This window comes from Microbacterium esteraromaticum, from assembly GCF_900163815.1.
GTDB lineage: Bacteria > Actinomycetota > Actinomycetes > Actinomycetales > Microbacteriaceae > Microbacterium > Microbacterium esteraromaticum_B.
The window spans coordinates 41,236-56,629 of record NZ_FUKO01000004.1 but is presented as its reverse complement, the minus strand read 5'-3'; the positions used below and the strand labels follow the sequence as shown (position 1 = coordinate 56,629).

The 15,394-nt window shown below is 67.3% G+C and carries 15 protein-coding genes; 9 read left to right on the top strand and 6 right to left on the bottom strand.

The features are described from left to right. Positions 1–214: 214 nt before the first annotated feature. Complete coding sequence (locus FM104_RS01420) at positions 215–1,645, top strand: MFS transporter (protein WP_256971462.1); 1,431 nt, start codon at positions 215–217, stop codon at positions 1,643–1,645. Between the two features lie 218 nt (positions 1,646–1,863). Here the strand turns inward: FM104_RS01420 and purB are convergent, their stop codons facing one another. Together purB and FM104_RS01410 are read right to left on the bottom strand one after the other, a co-directional pair. Further along, the gene (gene purB / locus FM104_RS01415; RefSeq protein ID WP_087129669.1) at positions 1,864–3,240 is read right to left on the bottom strand and encodes an adenylosuccinate lyase; all 1,377 of its coding nucleotides are present in this window, start codon (positions 3,238–3,240) and stop codon (positions 1,864–1,866) included. Positions 3,241–3,245: 5 nt separating this feature from the next. Next, on the bottom strand, positions 3,246–3,791 hold the full coding sequence (locus FM104_RS01410) for a low molecular weight protein-tyrosine-phosphatase (protein ID WP_087129668.1): 546 nt from the start codon (positions 3,789–3,791) through the stop codon (positions 3,246–3,248). 152 nt (positions 3,792–3,943) lie between these two features. Here FM104_RS01410 and FM104_RS01405 point away from each other — a divergent pair, with 152 nt between their 5' ends. Together FM104_RS01405 and FM104_RS16420 are read left to right on the top strand one after the other, a co-directional pair. Beyond that, a complete protein-coding gene (locus FM104_RS01405; protein WP_087129667.1) occupies positions 3,944–4,207 on the top strand; it encodes a hypothetical protein in 264 nt (87 codons plus the stop codon). Then, positions 4,204–5,511 carry a hypothetical protein gene (locus FM104_RS16420; RefSeq protein WP_087129666.1) on the top strand — a complete coding sequence of 436 codons (1,308 nt, stop codon included), beginning with the start codon at positions 4,204–4,206 and terminating at the stop codon, positions 5,509–5,511. Before FM104_RS01405 ends, FM104_RS16420 begins: the two co-directional genes overlap by 4 nt. A 48-nt stretch (positions 5,512–5,559) precedes the next feature. Here FM104_RS16420 and FM104_RS01395 read toward each other — a convergent pair whose 3' ends face one another. Genes FM104_RS01395 through FM104_RS01385 form a run of 3 tightly spaced genes read right to left on the bottom strand, consistent with a single transcriptional unit; the run spans position 5,560 to position 8,293 of the window. Beyond that, positions 5,560–5,961: a phage holin family protein gene (locus FM104_RS01395; RefSeq protein WP_087129665.1), complete on the bottom strand. Its 402-nt coding sequence runs from the start codon at positions 5,959–5,961 to the stop codon at positions 5,560–5,562. 38 nt (positions 5,962–5,999) lie between these two features. Next, positions 6,000–6,662 (bottom strand): hypothetical protein, encoded by a 663-nt coding sequence (locus tag FM104_RS01390; RefSeq protein ID WP_087129664.1) that lies wholly within the window; start codon positions 6,660–6,662, stop codon positions 6,000–6,002. After that, positions 6,659–8,293 (bottom strand): amidohydrolase, encoded by a 1,635-nt coding sequence (locus FM104_RS01385; RefSeq protein ID WP_087129663.1) that lies wholly within the window; start codon positions 8,291–8,293, stop codon positions 6,659–6,661. Before FM104_RS01385 ends, FM104_RS01390 begins: the two co-directional genes overlap by 4 nt. Positions 8,294–8,541: 248 nt before the next feature. Between FM104_RS01385 and FM104_RS01380 the strand changes: the two genes are divergently transcribed. The 4 genes from FM104_RS01380 (at position 8,542) to FM104_RS01365 (ending at position 13,112) form a co-directional block, all read left to right on the top strand. After that, positions 8,542–9,615, top strand: coding sequence for a histidinol-phosphate transaminase (locus tag FM104_RS01380; protein WP_087129662.1), 1,074 nt, complete (start codon positions 8,542–8,544; stop codon positions 9,613–9,615). A 74-nt stretch (positions 9,616–9,689) separates the two neighbouring features. Beyond that, positions 9,690–10,820, top strand: coding sequence for a thiamine pyrophosphate-dependent dehydrogenase E1 component subunit alpha (locus FM104_RS01375; protein WP_373407825.1), 1,131 nt, complete (start codon positions 9,690–9,692; stop codon positions 10,818–10,820). Beyond that, on the top strand, positions 10,817–11,797 hold the full coding sequence (locus FM104_RS01370; protein ID WP_087129661.1) for an alpha-ketoacid dehydrogenase subunit beta: 981 nt from the start codon (positions 10,817–10,819) through the stop codon (positions 11,795–11,797). Before FM104_RS01375 ends, FM104_RS01370 begins: the two co-directional genes overlap by 4 nt. Before the next feature lie 16 nt (positions 11,798–11,813). Next, positions 11,814–13,112: a dihydrolipoamide acetyltransferase family protein gene (locus FM104_RS01365; RefSeq protein ID WP_087129677.1), complete on the top strand. Its 1,299-nt coding sequence runs from the start codon at positions 11,814–11,816 to the stop codon at positions 13,110–13,112. A gap of 71 nt (positions 13,113–13,183) precedes the next feature. On the opposite strand, the gene FM104_RS01360 is transcribed toward FM104_RS01365, so the two are convergent. Next, on the bottom strand, positions 13,184–13,390 hold the full coding sequence (locus FM104_RS01360) for a hypothetical protein (protein WP_087129660.1): 207 nt from the start codon (positions 13,388–13,390) through the stop codon (positions 13,184–13,186). A 101-nt stretch (positions 13,391–13,491) separates the two neighbouring features. Here FM104_RS01360 and FM104_RS01355 point away from each other — a divergent pair, with 101 nt between their 5' ends. Together FM104_RS01355 and FM104_RS01350 are read left to right on the top strand one after the other, a co-directional pair. Further along, a complete protein-coding gene (locus FM104_RS01355) occupies positions 13,492–14,538 on the top strand; it encodes a metal ABC transporter solute-binding protein, Zn/Mn family (RefSeq protein ID WP_087129659.1) in 1,047 nt (348 codons plus the stop codon). Beyond that, complete coding sequence (locus FM104_RS01350) at positions 14,535–15,389, top strand: metal ABC transporter ATP-binding protein (protein ID WP_087129658.1); 855 nt, start codon at positions 14,535–14,537, stop codon at positions 15,387–15,389. Before FM104_RS01355 ends, FM104_RS01350 begins: the two co-directional genes overlap by 4 nt. Positions 15,390–15,394: the final 5 nt, after the last annotated feature.

Below are 15,394 nucleotides of genomic sequence, written 5' to 3'. Positions count from 1 at the left end.
CCAACTCCCTGACTCCCTCGCCCCACCAACTCCCTGACTCCCGCGCCCAACTCCCTTCCTGACCCCCGCACCCCCGTTTCTTCCGCCGAGTGCACGGATAGTCGTCGAGTGAACAGGATGCTGGCGCCGATAAGCCGTGCGTTGGACGAGTTCTCGTGCACTGGATGAAGAGTGCGGCGGGAATAACCGCCTGCCGCGGCGCCTTGTGGTCGAAGTGACAGCATCCGTGAACCGTGCCAGCGTCGGGTTCCGCTCGGAACGCGGCCCCGTGCTCGCCGCTCTCATGCTGGCCACGGGGCTCATCGCCATAGATGCCACGATTCTCGCGACCGCCGTGCCGAGCATCGTTCACGATCTCGGCAACTACCAGCAGTTCCCCTGGCTGTTCTCGATCTACCTTCTCGCGCAGGCCGTCAGCGTGCCGATCTACTCGCGGCTCGCCGACACCGTCGGACGCAAACCCATCATCCTGCTCGGAATCGGCACCTTCCTGGTCGGTTCGGTGCTGTGCGGCTTCGCCTGGAACATGACTGCTCTGATCCTCTTCCGCGTCGTGCAGGGGCTCGGAGCGGGCGCGATCGCGCCCATCGCGATGACGATCGTCGGCGATATCTACACCGTGGCCGAGCGCGCGAAGGTGCAGGGGTACCTCGCCAGCGTGTGGGCGGTCTCGTCGGTGGTCGGGCCGGCCCTGGGCGGCATCTTCTCGCAGCTCGACGCCTGGCGCTGGATCTTCTTCGTGAACATTCCACTGTGCCTGCTCGCCGGATGGATGCTGGTGCGCCACTACAGCGAGCAGAAGCAGACCCGACGACACCGCATCGATTTCAGCGGGGCCGCTCTGCTCACGGTCGGGCTGACCGGAATCATCCTCGGGCTGCTCGAGGGAGACAGCGCTTGGGCATGGCTGTCGTGGCCGAGTGCGCTGTGCTTCGGTGTCGGCGCGATCGCTCTCGTGGCGTTCGCGCGCGTCGAGCGCCAGGCGGCAGAGCCGATCATCGACTTCGCTCTGGTGTCGCGGCGCCTCATCCTCACCACGACCCTCGTCTCGTTGGGAGTCGGCGCGGTGCTGATCGGAGTGACCAGTTTCGCTCCCGCCTACCTCGAAGGCTCCATCGGCATCCCGCCGTTGCTGTCGGGGCTTGCTGTCGCCGCGCTCACGCTCGGGTGGCCGCTCGCCGCCGCGAACGTCGGCCACCTCTATCTGCGGATCGGTTTCCGCCGGACAGCCCTGATCGGTTTGTCGATCGCGGCTGTCGCGGCAATCGCGCTTGCTGCAACATCACCGTGGCCGCATCCGGTGATGGTCACGATCATCGCGTTCGTGCTGGGCTTCGGCCTGGGATGGAGCGCGGCACCGGCGCTGATCGCCGCGCAGTCATCGGTGGGCTGGGGAGAACGCGGAGTCGTCACCGGGATGAACGCGTTCGCCCGGTCGGCGGGCAGCGCGGTCGGTGTGGCCGTGCTCGGAGCGATCTCGAACGCCGTCATCGCGCGCGGAGACGGGCCGCAGGATCCCGCCACGATCATCTCGGCGTCGACAGCGGTGTTCGCCGCCGCAGCCGGGGTGGCGGTGCTGACGCTGGTCGCCGCATGGATGATGCCGCGAGACGGCGCCATGACCGGAGACGGCCAGCCCCTGTAGCGCGCCCGTCATCTTCCCGCCGTCTCCCCGCGATCTCCCCGCCATCTCCCCGCGAGTGCACCGGATGCCGTCGAGTGCACCGGATCTTGGCGTCGGCAAGCCGTGCACTGGGCGAGTTCCCGTGCACTCGGCGACGGGGAAAGCGGGGAGCGGGGTGCCGGGTGCCGGGCGCGGGGAGCGGGGACCCGGGGACCCGGGGGGCGAAAGCGAGGCGGGTGTCAGGGACGGGCGAGCTGCTCGGCGAGGCCGGTATAGGTGGCCGGGGTCAGAGCGAGCAGGCGCTGCTTGGCAGCATCCCCGATCTCAAGGCCCTGCACGAACTCCGCCAACTCAGGCGCTCCCACCCGGTGTCCGCGCGTCAGTTCTTTGAGCAGCGCGTAGGGGTCGGTGATGCTCGAGCGGCCGGCGACGACCTCCGCACGGATCACGGTCTGAATCGCCTCGGCCAGCACCTCCCAGTTGTGGTCGAGGTCATCGAGCAGCACGTCGCGCGACAGCGAGATCTCGTTCAGGCCGCGGCGCAGGTTGTCGAGCGCGAGCAGCGAGTGCCCGAACGCGACGCCGATGTTGCGCTGCGTGGTCGAGTCGGTCAGGTCGCGCTGCATGCGCGAGGTCACCAGCGTCTGCGACAGCGATCCGAGCAGCGCGCCGGACAGCTCGAGGTTCGCCTCGGCGTTCTCGAAGCGGATCGGGTTGATCTTGTGCGGCATCGTCGACGAACCGGTCGCGCCCGCGACGGGAATCTGCGCGAAGTAGCCGAGCGAGATGTACGTCCAGATGTCGGTCGCGAGGTTGTGCAGGATGCCGCCGGCGTGGCGCACCCGGTCGTAGAGCTCGACCTGCCAGTCGTGCGATTCGATCTGTGTGGTGAGCACGTTGAAGTCGATGCCCATTCCTTCGATGTACTCGCGTGAGATCTCAGACCAGTCCACAGAGGGTTCGGCCGACAGGTGCGCCGACCAGGTGCCGGTCGCACCCGAGAACTTTGCCAGGTACTCGCCACCGGCGATCTGACCGCGCACGCGCTCCAGGCGCCAGGCGAACACGGCCAATTCCTTGCCCATGGTCGATGGGGTCGCCGGCTGACCGTGCGTGCGCGACAGCATCGCGGCATCCGCCTGCTCGACCGACAGCTCGCGCAGCTTGGCGATCACGCCGTCGAGCGCCGGCAGCCACACGCCTTCGACCGCGCGCTTCACGGTCAGCGCGTACGAGGCGGAGTTGATGTCCTCACTTGTGCACGCGAAGTGGGTGAGCTCGGAGATGGCATCCAGACCCAGCGTCGAGAGGCGATCGCGCACGAGGTACTCGATGGCCTTCACATCGTGGCGGGTCACCGCCTCCTTCTCGGCGAGCCAGTCGATCTCGGCCTGCCCGAAGTCGCGGTACAGGGCGCGCAGACGCTCTTTATCGGCATCCGACAGCGGTGACGTCTCGAACAGCGAGCGATCGGTGAGCGCGATGAGCCATTCGACCTCGACCTCGACGCGGGCGCGGTTCAGGCCCGCCTCCGAGAGATAGTCGGCGAGGCCGGTGACAGCGGCGCGATAACGGCCGTCGAGGGGGCTGAGCGGCTGAGGCGGAAGCGAGGGCAGAGAAGTCAGAGGAGGTCCTCCTGCTCGGGGCCCCGCATCACACGGGGCGTCTTGTGAAATGCCCGCACAGCCGGTTCGAGCTGGTTGAAGAGTCCGCGGGTCGCGATCTCAATCATACCGAGCACGGAATCGAACATCGGAGTGCCGGCATAGTACGGATCGGGCACATCCATGCTCGAGGCATGCGGATCGAAGGCGCGCAGCAGCGTGACCTTGCCCTCGTCGTCGTCCGACCGCGCCCAGGCGCGCAGAATCCGCTCGTGGGTGCGATCGAGGGCGACGATCAGATCGTTCTCGGCGAAGGATGCTGCGCTGAACTGCTTCGCGCGATGCAGCGAGCCGTCGTACCCGCGCCGGGTGAGAGCCTCGATCGTGCGGTCGTCCGCGCGTTCGCCGACGTGCCAGTCGCCGGTTCCTGCGCTGCTGGTGGCCACCCGCGGGCCCAGGCCCCGCTGATCGGCGAGCGCGCGGAGCACCGCTTCGGCCATCGGTGAGCGGCAGATATTGCCAGTGCAGACGAAGATGACACGGAAGGCGCCCGGGTCTGTCATGGCTCCATTCTGCCTGTTGCGCGGGTGGATGTCCGCCTGCATCCGGATCTGCCGCCCCCAATCTTCTCCCCAATTTGCGGCCGCACCGGAGTTGTCCACAATCCCGGACTCCGCCGGGTGAGCGGATGCTGGCCAGCCCGCAGGCTGGGGGCATGTACTCGATACTCAGCGCCGAAGCCCCGGCCAGCGAAGACCTTTGGGCGGTGTTCGCCGCACTGCGACTGCTGGACGAAGGGGCAGACGCGATCGCGTCTGCGCGCACGGAGGTGGCGCGGCTCGCCGACGATGCGCACTGGGAGACCAAAGGCGTGCGCAAACTGCGAAGAGCGCTGATGGAGCTGTGCGTGACGCTGGGCGTCGAGCACGGCGAGCTGAGCTTCGTGCGCGAGACAATCGCCCGAGAGGCCGTCTCGTGAGCGGCGAGTTGAACATCACCGCCGGCGGTGCGGTCAGCGTCGACTCCGAGGCGTTTCGAGCAGTTGGGGTGCGGCTGGAGTCGGTGGCGGAGCAGCTGAGTCGCGCAGGGGAGTTGGTGGGTCGCGCTCGGCATACTCTCGTTCAGCTAGCCGAGTCGTCGCGGTTTCGCCTGTCCGAGATCTGGGCCTGCGCTGCCAGGCTGCAGCAGCTGGCGGTTGAGGCGACCGACGATGCGACGGGCACTCAGATCATGGCCGATGTCTTCGAGCTCGTCGAGCTGCGCGCCGAGCAGCAGGCGCTCGCGGTGAATCAACCTCGTGCGGCGTTCGCGCTCCAGCCGCGCATCGAGGCGTTGCTCCAGGCCTACCCGCAAACCGAGAACATGGCGACGACGCTTGTGGCCGGGTGGAGCACAGACCGCTTCGAGGGCCTGTTCGAACAGCCGATCGACCAGTTGCTGCTGGCGAGCGGGGTCACCTACGGCGGGCTGCTTCCGATAATGCTGTCGGCGGTGATCAGCGACAAGGTGGTCTCGGCGACCTCGAAAGGGAGTCTCCCCTTCGGGGCTTCGCTGCAGGGCGAAGCGCCGCCGGTGCATGTGAGCGAATCATCCCGGAAGCTCGTGGACGGAGGGCCTCGGACACTGACCGAAGCCCTGGAGCGGATCCCCAAAGAAGACGCGCAGATCCGGATAGAAAAGCGCACCTATGCCGACGGCAGCGCCGACTTCATCGCATATCTGGATGGAACCAGATCGTTTCTCTCCGGTACCGAGCAACCCTGGGACATGGGGTCGAACTGGGATATGTATGTCGATCAGGAGCGTGCTGCGTCGTACGAGGCGACGATGAAGGCGCTGGAGATGGCAGGAGCCGAGCCGGGGGATCGCGTTGACTTCGTCGCGTACTCGCAGGCCGGGATGATCGCTGACCACGCGGCGATGAGCGGACCCTATGAGACGAAGATGGTCGTCTCGGTGGGAAATCCCGTGCAGCCATCGCTCGGCGCAGACCAGACGCTCGTGGAACTCCGGCACACTGACGACCCGGTGGGCACCGCTCTCAGCGCTGGCGGGTCGTTCGGGGGCACCGGAGCATCCGACAGCATCACGATCACCCGTGAGGCTGCGCACGGGCTGGTCGAGAGCTCATTCCACGCGCATCTGTTCGACAAATACCTCGAGACCGCGCAGATGGCTGACGCTTCTGGCGACGTTCGGATAGAGGCACTTCAAAAGACGCTTGCGGACCGGGACACCGCTGTCACCGTCGAGCAGGTCGACTACGTCGCGAAGCGGCCGTGACCGGCATCCGCCTCAGTCGGGTGCGTCCCTCAGTCGAACGCACTCGTCTCAGACGCGACGCTTCTTCTTCTGCGGACGCAGGATCGCTCCGAACACGGCGTTGATGATCGAGATGACGATGGCTGCCACCACTCCCCACCAGAACGACTCGACGCCCAGGCCCCATCCGAAGCCGCTGGTGATCCAGGCGGTCAGCCACAGCAGGAATCCGTTCACGATGAACGAGATCAGGCCGAGAGTGAGGATGTAGAGCGGGAACGCGACCACCTTGATCACGGTGCCGATGATCGTATTGACCAGCGCGAAGATCGCGGCCACGGCGAGAAGCGTCAGAACCAGCTGCAGCGTCTCACCTGGCGCGAAGGCCTTGACCGTGATGCCCAGCACAGGAATGAGCGTGACCACCCAGATGGCGAACGCGTTGATGACGACACGAATGATGAAGCGCATGATCAGGACAGTCTCGCATGCGGTATCGGATGCTGTCCTCAGCTGCGCGAGATGATGTCGCTGCTGAGGAGGATCCGAAATTGCTGGTGGTCGGTGAGCACGTTGAGATATCCCGAATCGACACTGAGCACGTAGCCGGTGATCGTGCCGTCGGTCGTCACGATCCGTTCGCGGGGAACCCAGGGCGTCGTCACGAGAGCGGCGACCAGCAGCAGCGAAACCGGCGCCAGCCATCCGATGCTTCCCACGGCGACCCGTGCACCGTGACTGATGCGGTTTCGCGTCGGCAGCAGGCGTGTCAGTGCGAGCGCGACGAAGACCAGAGCGGCTGCCGGTGCCATCCACCAGTTGCGGAAACTGAGCGTCAGCGCCGCTGCGACGACCAGACCCAGTGCGGCCAGCAGCATCATCACCGGTCGGTGCGCCCGTGGACCCCACAGGCTGGCGGCGACGAGCAGCGGCAGCAGCAGGATCAGCAGCCCTGCGGTGAAGGTGTGTCCGGCCATCAGCGACCCGAACAGCAGCGAGACGCCGTCATTCAGGCTGAGGGTCGTGCTCACTGCGAAGGCGGTGTCCCAGTTGTAGCCCGATACGGCGAAGATGCGCAGAATCACGAACCCGAAGACCCACACCGTCACGAACGCTGCCGCTCGCGCCGGGCGGGCGGTGGGTTCCAGGTCGGTCGAGTTCTCGTCAGTCATCGTGAGAAGCGCACCTCTCCGGCCAGCCGCGTCTCCGAGACGACGATCTTCGAGATGGTGGTGGGGTCGACCGTCAGCGGGTTGTCTTCCAGCAGCGCGAAATCGGCGAACTTGCCGACCGAGATCGATCCGGTGATGTCGTCCGACCGGCACTGCCAGGCCGCGTCGATGGTGACGGCGCGCAGGGCGGCGGCGACCGGGATGCGCTCGTCGAGGTTCAGCACTTCGCCGTTCTCGGCCATGATGCGCGTGACCGCATCCTCGACGTACCGCAGAGGTTCCAGCGGAGTGACGTTCCAATCACTGTGCAGTGAGATGCGCAGGCCGGCGCGCAGCGCCGATGCGCACGGGTCGTAGAGATCGGCGCGCTCCGGGCCCAGCAGGCGGTCTCGGAAGGCGCCGCCCCACCAGCGGATGTGCCCGATCAGAAACGACGGCGAGAGTCCGAGGGAAGCCATCCGGTCGATCTGTTCGGGATGCAGGATGCTGCAGTGCTCGATGCGGTGCCGATGATCGCCGCGGGCAGACAGTGCCAGAGCGTGCTCGAACGCGTCGATGGTGACGTCGATCGCCGCATCGCCGTTGGCGTGCACGCCGACCTGCCACCCATCGGCATGCGCGCGGTGCACGATTTCGGCGAGCTGATCGGAAGAGTAGTTGAGCATGCCGCGCGATTCGGTGCCGAGATACGGTTTGCGCTGGTAGCCGGAACCGCCCTGATTGGATCCGTCTGACCAGGCCTTTATTCCGTGCACGCGGAAGAGAGCGTCGCCGAAGCCGGGCTTCAGGCCCATCGCCGACCAGGTGTCGTAGGCGCTCGAGACCAGCATCCCGCGGTAGCGCACCGGCGAACCCGACCCGAGGGCCTTCTGCAGGGCGTCGAGATCGGCCGCGCCGCTGATCGACCCGATGCCGCAGTCATGCAGCAGTGTGGCGCCGGTGCTGGCCGCGCGCCAGAGCAACTGCTCGATGCGGTCGACCAGCGCGTCTCCGGCGACCATGGGGAACCCGACGGTGAACGCGGCGACAGCCGAAGCCTCCTCCAGTCGGCCGGTCAGCTCACCGCGCGCATCACGGATGTAGCGGCCCGCGGGCGGGTCGGGAGTGTGCTGATCGACGCCCGCGCGCTCGAACGCGAGCGAGTTCGCATAGGCGACGTGCCCATTGCTCTCCAGCACGAGGGCGGGTCGATCGGGAACGAGTCGGTCGAGCATCGCGCGATCCAGCCGCGGGTCTCCGGCAGTGATGCTCGGGTCGAACTGCTGGGCGAGCACCCAGCCGGTCGAGGTCGGCTCGGCATCGCGCAGCGCCGCGTAGACAGCATCCGCGTTCGGCGTCGACATCGGGCTCACGTCGACCCAGTCCGCGAGCTGCACCAGCGCCGAATGCATGTGCGGGTCGATGAGTCCGGGCAGCAGAGTTCGTCCATCGAGGTCGACGGTCTCGGCATCCGCTCCGGCGAACGACCGAACATCCTCTGCCGAGCCGACGGCGACGATGCGTCCGTCGCGAACCGCCACCGCCTCGGCCACTTCGTGATCGGAATCCATCGTCAGGATCGGACCGCCGGTGAAGACCGTTCCGACCTCGCGGCCCTGCGAGTCGTCGTGCGGCGTCTGAGTCGAGCGCATGGCCAGAGCCTAGTCCCGCGCCGGTCCGCGTAGGCCGGCAGACGGATGCAGGGTGTTTGTACGTCTGGCGATGAAAACCTCGGCGTGTCGCCCTGCATCCGTACAAACTCCCTGCATCCGTGCGGGGAAGGTGCGCGGGGAAGGTGTGCGGTGAAGGTGTGCGGTGAAGGTGTGGGTGGGGGAAGGTGCGGGGAAGACGAGCGGGAAGGTGTGAGGCACGGTGGGGACCCGACTCATAGACTGATCCCGTGACCGAGCCGATCCTGCCCCGCATCCGTCCCGAAATCGCCGCCCTGCCGCCGTACCGTCAGGGCAAGCAAGCGGGCCCGGAGGCCTTCAAGCTGTCCAGCAACGAGAACCCGTTCGAGCCGCTGCCGTCGGTGCTCGAGGCGCTGCAGCACACGGCGCCGATCAACCGCTATCCGGATGCTTCCGCTGGCGCGCTCCGCGCCCGCCTGGCGGAGAAGTACGACGTCGATGTCGACGCCGTGCACGTCGCGTCCGGCAGCGTGTCGATCCTGTACCAGCTGATCCTCGGTGTCGCGTCTGTCGGCGACGAGGTCGTCTATGCGTGGCGCTCCTTCGAGGCGTACCCCGGCATCCCGCTCGTCGCCGGGGCCACCGGCATCCAGATTCCGCTCACTGACGGCGCGCGGCATGATCTCGACGCGATGGCGGATGCTGTCACCGACCAGACCCGCGCGATCATCGTCTGCACGCCGAACAACCCCACCGGCCCGATCGTCACGAGCGCCGAGTTCGCAGCATTCGTCGCCCGCGTGCCGAAGGACGTGCTGATCATCCTCGATGAGGCGTATGCGGAGTTCGTCACGGCACCGGATGCTGTCGACGGGCTCGGCGAACGCGTATTCGAGCAGTACCAGAACGTCGTCGTGCTGCGCACGTTCTCGAAGGCGTTCGGCCTGGCCGGCCTGCGGGTCGGCTACGCCATCGGACACCCGCGCGTGCTCGACGCCGCCCGCGCGACGGGCATCCCGCTGTCGGTCACCTCCGCGGCTCAGACGGCTGCGATCGCGAGCCTGGATGCCGAGGACGAGCTGCGCGAGCGCGTCACTGTCATCGTCGAGCGCCGTACCCGCCTCGTCGGGGGCCTGCGTGCGCAGGGCTGGGATGTTCCCGACTCGCAGTCGAACTTCATCTGGCTGCCGACGGGCGAGCAGACGGATGCTGCCGCCGCGGCGTTCGATGCTGCAGACCTCATCGTGCGCCCGTTCGCGGGCGATGGCATCCGCATCTCGGTCGGCGAAGAGCAATCGATCGAGAAGGTCATGGCCGTCGCCAGCGCGCTGCGCGCCGGGTGATCGTCCGCCTCCAGGCCACTTACTAGGGCCCCCGAGTTATGCGGGGCCGGGCATGCGCGCGTGGGTAGCGTGGGGTGGTGACCTCGACCGAAACCCCCCTCGTTCGCGTCCTGGAAGCGGATGGGCGCTATGCGCCGTCTGCCGGGGCCGAGCAGTACCTGCCCCTGATCGACGCGCTCACGGATGCGGAACTCGAGCAGTTCTACCGAGACATGGTCGTCATCCGCGCGATCGACAGCCAAGCCACCAACCTGCAACGTCAGGGCCAACTCGCGCTGTGGCCACCCAGCCGCGGGCAGGAGGCTGCTCAGGTGGGCTCCGCCCGTGCCGCCCGCACGCAGGACACACTGTTCCCCTCGTACCGGGAACACGCGGTCACCCGCATCCGCGGCGTCGACCCGCTCGACATCATCAAGGTCATGCGCGGCACGTCGCACGGTGGCTGGAACCCGATGGACCCGAAGAACGGCAACACCCGCATCTATACGCTGGTGCTCGGCTCGCAGACCCTGCACGCGGCCGGCTACGCGATGGGGCTGACGTTCGACGGCCGCACCGGCACCGGCGACATCGACCGCGACGAAGCCGTCGTCGTCTACTACGGCGACGGGGCCTCCAGCCAGGGCGATGTGCACGAGGCGATGGTGTTCGCCGCCAGTTACAACGCACCCGTGCTCTTTTTCCTGCAGAACAACCACTGGGCGATCTCCGTGCCGGTCGAGACGCAGTCGAAGGTGCCGCTCGTCACGCGCGGCGCCGGATACGGCATCCCCTCGGTGCGCGTCGACGGCAACGATGTGCTCGCCAGCTACGCCGTCTCGCGCGCACTGCTCGATGACACGCGCGCCGGCAGGGGACCGCGCGCCATCGAGGCGGTCACCTACCGCATGGGCGCGCACACCACCAGCGATGACCCGACCAAGTACCGCGGCTCGGATGAAGAAGAGTCTTGGGCGAAGCGCGACCCGATCGCGCGCATGCGGGCGTTCCTCGAGGGGCGCGGCGCGGCAGCATCCGTCTTCGAGGATGTCGAGACCGAGGCGGCGGATGCTGCCGAACACCTGCGCGCACGGGCCGTCACTCTGACCTCACCCGGCCGCGAGCTGATGTTCGATCACGTGTACAGCGAGCCGCATGTGCTCATCGATGAACAGCGGACCTGGCTCGAGCAGTACGAGGCCTCGTTCGAAGGAGCCGCCGAATGACCCTCGAGACGATGCCCTTGGCGAAAGCTCTGAATGCCGGGCTGCGCAAGGCGATGGAAGACGACCCGCGCGTGCTGCTCATGGGTGAGGACATCGGGCCGCTCGGCGGGGTGTTCCGGGTCACCGAGCACCTGCATCGGGATTTCGGCGACCGCCGAGTGCTCGACACCCCCCTCGCCGAATCGGGCATCGTCGGCACAGCGATCGGCCTGGCCATGGCGGGGCTGCGGCCGGTGTGCGAAATCCAGTTCGACGGCTTCGTGTTCCCAGCGTTCGATCAGATCACGTCGCAGCTCGCGAAGATGACCAACCGGCACGAGGGTGCGCTGTCGATGCCGATCGTCATCCGCATCCCGTACGGCGGGCACATCGGTGCGGTCGAGCATCACCAGGAGAGTCCCGAGGCGTACTTCGCGCACACTCCGGGGCTGCGCGTGGTGTCGCCTTCGACGCCGAACGACGCCTACTGGATGATCCAGGAGGCGATCCGCTCGAACGATCCGGTGATCTTCCTGGAGCCGAAGAGTCGGTACTGGCAGAAGGGCGAGGTCGAGCTCGACGCGTCGTCGGCGCCGCTGCACGCCGCGCGGATCGTGCGCCGCGGCAGCGACGTGACCCTCGTCGGGCACGGCGCGATGGTGACGACCCTGCTGCAGGCGGCCGCGCTCGCCGAATCCGAGGGGACCAGCTGCGAGGTCGTCGATGTGCGCTCGCTCTCGCCCGTCGATTACGGACCCATCCTCGATTCGGTGCGGTCCACCGGGCGGATGGTTTACGCGCAGGAGGCACCCGGCTTCACCAGTGTCGGCGGCGAGATCGCCGCGACTGTCATGGAGCGCGCCTTCTACGCACTCGAGGCGCCTGTGCTGCGTGTATCTGGCTTCGATACGCCCTTCCCGCCCGCGAAGCTCGAGGGCGCCTACCTTCCGGATGCCGATCGCATCCTCGAAGCCGTCGACCGCTCGCTGGCCTACTGAAACCCTGGAGTTCGTCATGACCACGCAGACCTTCACCCTTCCCGACGTCGGCGAGGGCCTCACCGAGGCCGAACTCGTCACCTGGAAGGTCGCGCCCGGCGATGCCGTCGCCATCAACGACGTCATCTGCGAGATCGAGACGGCGAAGTCGCTCGTCGAGCTGCCGTCTCCGCACGCGGGCACGGTCGGCGAGCTGCTCGTCGCCGAGGGCGTCACGATCGAGGTGGGTGCGCCGATCATCACCTTCGTGACGGATGCTGCGCCGCGCCCTGCTGCCGCACCCGCCCCCGCTGCGAAAGAGGAGGGCGGCGGCTCGGTGCTCGTCGGCTACGGCACTGGCGGCGATGTCACCTCTCGCCGAAAGCGTCCGGCACAGCGTCAGGTGCGCTCGTCGGTGGGCGTGATCGCGAAGCCGCCAATCCGCAAGCTCGCCCGTGACCTCGATGTCGATCTGACGGAGGTCACCGCTACCGGCGCCGACGGCGAGGTGACCCGCGACGATGTCGTGCAGCATGCCTCGCAGGCGAGCGTGTTCCGCAACATCTCCACTCCCGAGTGGGGCGCCGTGCGCGAAGAGACCGTGCCTGTGCCCGCTCGGCCGGGTTCCGATCCGGAGCGCAGCGAGTCGATCCCGGTCAAGGGGGTGCGCAAGGCGACCTCGTCCGCAATGGTGCGCAGCGCCTACTCCGCACCGCACGTCACGGTGTGGAAGGAGATCGATGCGACGCGCACCATGGAGCTGGTCAAGCGGCTGAAAGCGTCGCCTGATTTCGCCGACATCAAGGTGTCGCCGCTGCTGATCATGGCCCGCGCCGTGATCTGGGCCGCTCGGCGCACCCCGATGGTGAACGCCGCCTGGGTCGACACCGGCGACGGTGCCGAGATCGTGCTGCGCCACTATGTGAACCTCGGCATCGCCGCAGCGACCCCGCGCGGGCTGCTCGTGCCGAACATCAAGGATGCCCAGGACCTCGGCCTGCGAGATCTTGCCAGCGCGCTCAACCGGCTCACGCTCACCGCGCGTGAGGGCAAGGCCACCCCTGCCGATCAGCAGGGCGGCACGATCACGATCACGAACATCGGTGTGTTCGGGATGGATGCTGGCACCCCGATCATCAACCCCGGCGAGGCGGGCATCGTCGCCATGGGAACGATCTCGCAGAAGCCGTGGGTCGTCGACGGCGAGGTGCGCCCGCGCTGGGTGACGACGGTCTCAGGATCTTTTGACCACCGCGTCGTCGATGGTGATGGCATGAGCCGGTTCCTTGCTGACGTGGCATCCATCCTCGAGGAACCCGCGCTGCTCGTCGACTGAAGGACCTGCCGCCATCTGCATGGGCGTCCCGCGGGCCGCCATCCAGCCGCGTTCGGCGCAGCGACGCGCTGTCAGTCCTGCGTCGTGTTCGAGATCTCCAGCAGGCGACGCTCGTCGCCGTCGAGCCAGGTGGCCGCTTTCGGCAGGTGCCGCTCGATCCGCGCCTCGTTGCGCGACTGACGGAGCGCGTGCACGATCGCGAACCGGATGATCGCGTATGCCACGCAGGCGCCCGCAAACACATACGCAATCGGAATGATGATGGCGAGAAATTCCATTTTTGCCCTCGATTTCGCAGATCTGCTTCTAGGCAGCGAGCATAGCAACGGCGAAATCCGCTCTGTTGATAATGGTTCTCATTTGCATTAGTGTCGAACGCATGCAGAAACCCCTCGCCGCACTCGCGCTCGCCGCTGCGTCCGTCATCGTCCTCTCAGGATGCTCCGTGACCGGAACCACTCAGGGCGCCGACGACGACACCGTGCGGGTGGTTGCGTCTACGAACATCTATGGGTCTCTGGCCGCGCAGATCGGCGGCGAACGGGTTGACGTGACGAGCCTGATCGATTCGGTTTCTAAGGATCCGCACTCCTACGAGGCGACCGCACGTGATCGTCTCGCTGTGCAGAAGGCCGACCTCGTGATCGAGAACGGTGCCGGGTACGACTCGTTCATGACCGAGCTGCTCGACGGGTCGGATGCTGCGGTCATCACCGCCGCGAGACTCTCGCACGACTACCCGCCGCCGCCCGACGAGGCACATGTTCACCTCAACGCCGACGAGAAAGCCAAGCACGACGAAGAAGCCACGGACCACGACGCCGGTGACCACGACGCCGATGACCACGACGCCGACGACCACGACGAGGGCCACAGCCATCAGGGCCACAACCACATCAAGGGCTTCAACGAGCACGTCTGGTTCGATGTGCACACCATGACCCATGTCGTCGAGGCGATCGCCGAAGAGCTCACCGAGATCGACCCGGCGGGCAAAGCCGACTTCGCCTCCGCAGCCGACGAGCTGATCACCGAGCTCAGCGGCATGGAGGACGAACTCGACGGCCTCCACGAGAAGCACGAGGGCCAGCAGGTGTTCATCACCGAGCCGCTGCCAGGGCTTCTCGCCGCAGCCATGGGTCTTGACGACGCGACCCCGGACGGTTTCGCGTCGGCGGTCGAAGAGGGCAACGACGTGCCGCCCGCCGTGCTGCTCGATGCGCTCGCGGTGCTCGATGACGGCGAGGTGCGTGCTGTGCTCACGAACGCGCAGACCGGGGGCTCCGAGACGCAGCGGGTGGAGAAAGCCGCGGCGGATGCCGGCATCCCTGTTGTGACCTTCAGTGAACTCCTTGCACCCGATCAGTCGTACGCTGAGTGGATGCGCGCCGCGATCTCCGACCTTGTGACAGCACTCGACCGATGAGTGGTGCCGAGGCGCACCCGCAGCCTGCATCCGTCCTCACCATCGCCGGGGCCGCACTGCACCGCGGCAGCCGTGAGCTCTGGGCCGGCCTCGACCTCGACGTCGCACCTGGCGAGTTCATCGCCGTGCTCGGGCCCTCGGGCTCGGGAAAGACGACACTGCTGCGCAGCATCCTCGGCCTGCAGCCCCTGTCTGCGGGCAGCATCCGCGTCGGCGGCGACCCGGTGCGACGCGGCAATCCGCGCATCGGCTACGTGCCGCAGCAGCGCCCGTTGCCGCCCGACACCAGCATGCGCGCCCGCGATCTGGTCGCTCTCGGCGTGCGGGGCGCGCGGTTCGGACTGCCGATCCCGCACCGTGGCGACCGCGCCCGCGTCGACGCACTGCTCGACGGCGTCGGCGCAGCGCACTACGCCGACCGCCGAGTAGGCCTGCTCTCCGGCGGCGAGCAGCAGCGGCTGCGCGTCGGTCAGGCCCTCGCCGATCAGCCGATGCTCCTGCTCTGCGACGAGCCGCTGTCGAACCTCGACCTCGCCAACCAGCGCGGTGTCACCGACATCATCGATCGTCAGCGGCACGACCACGGCACCGCCGTGCTGTTCGTGACGCACGACATCAACCCGATCCTCGGCCACGTCGATCGCATCCTCTACATCGCTGGCGGCCGGTTCGTGCTCGGCACTCCAGACGAGGTGCTGCAGAGCCGGGTGCTCACCGAGCTGTATGGCACCCCGGTGTTCGTGCTGCGCGCCGGTGACCGGCTGGTCGTCGTCGGTGTTCCGGATGCCGAGGCGCAGCACGAGCACGAGCATGACCACGACGACGCAGCGGGCGCGGGGGGCTTCGCATGATCCCT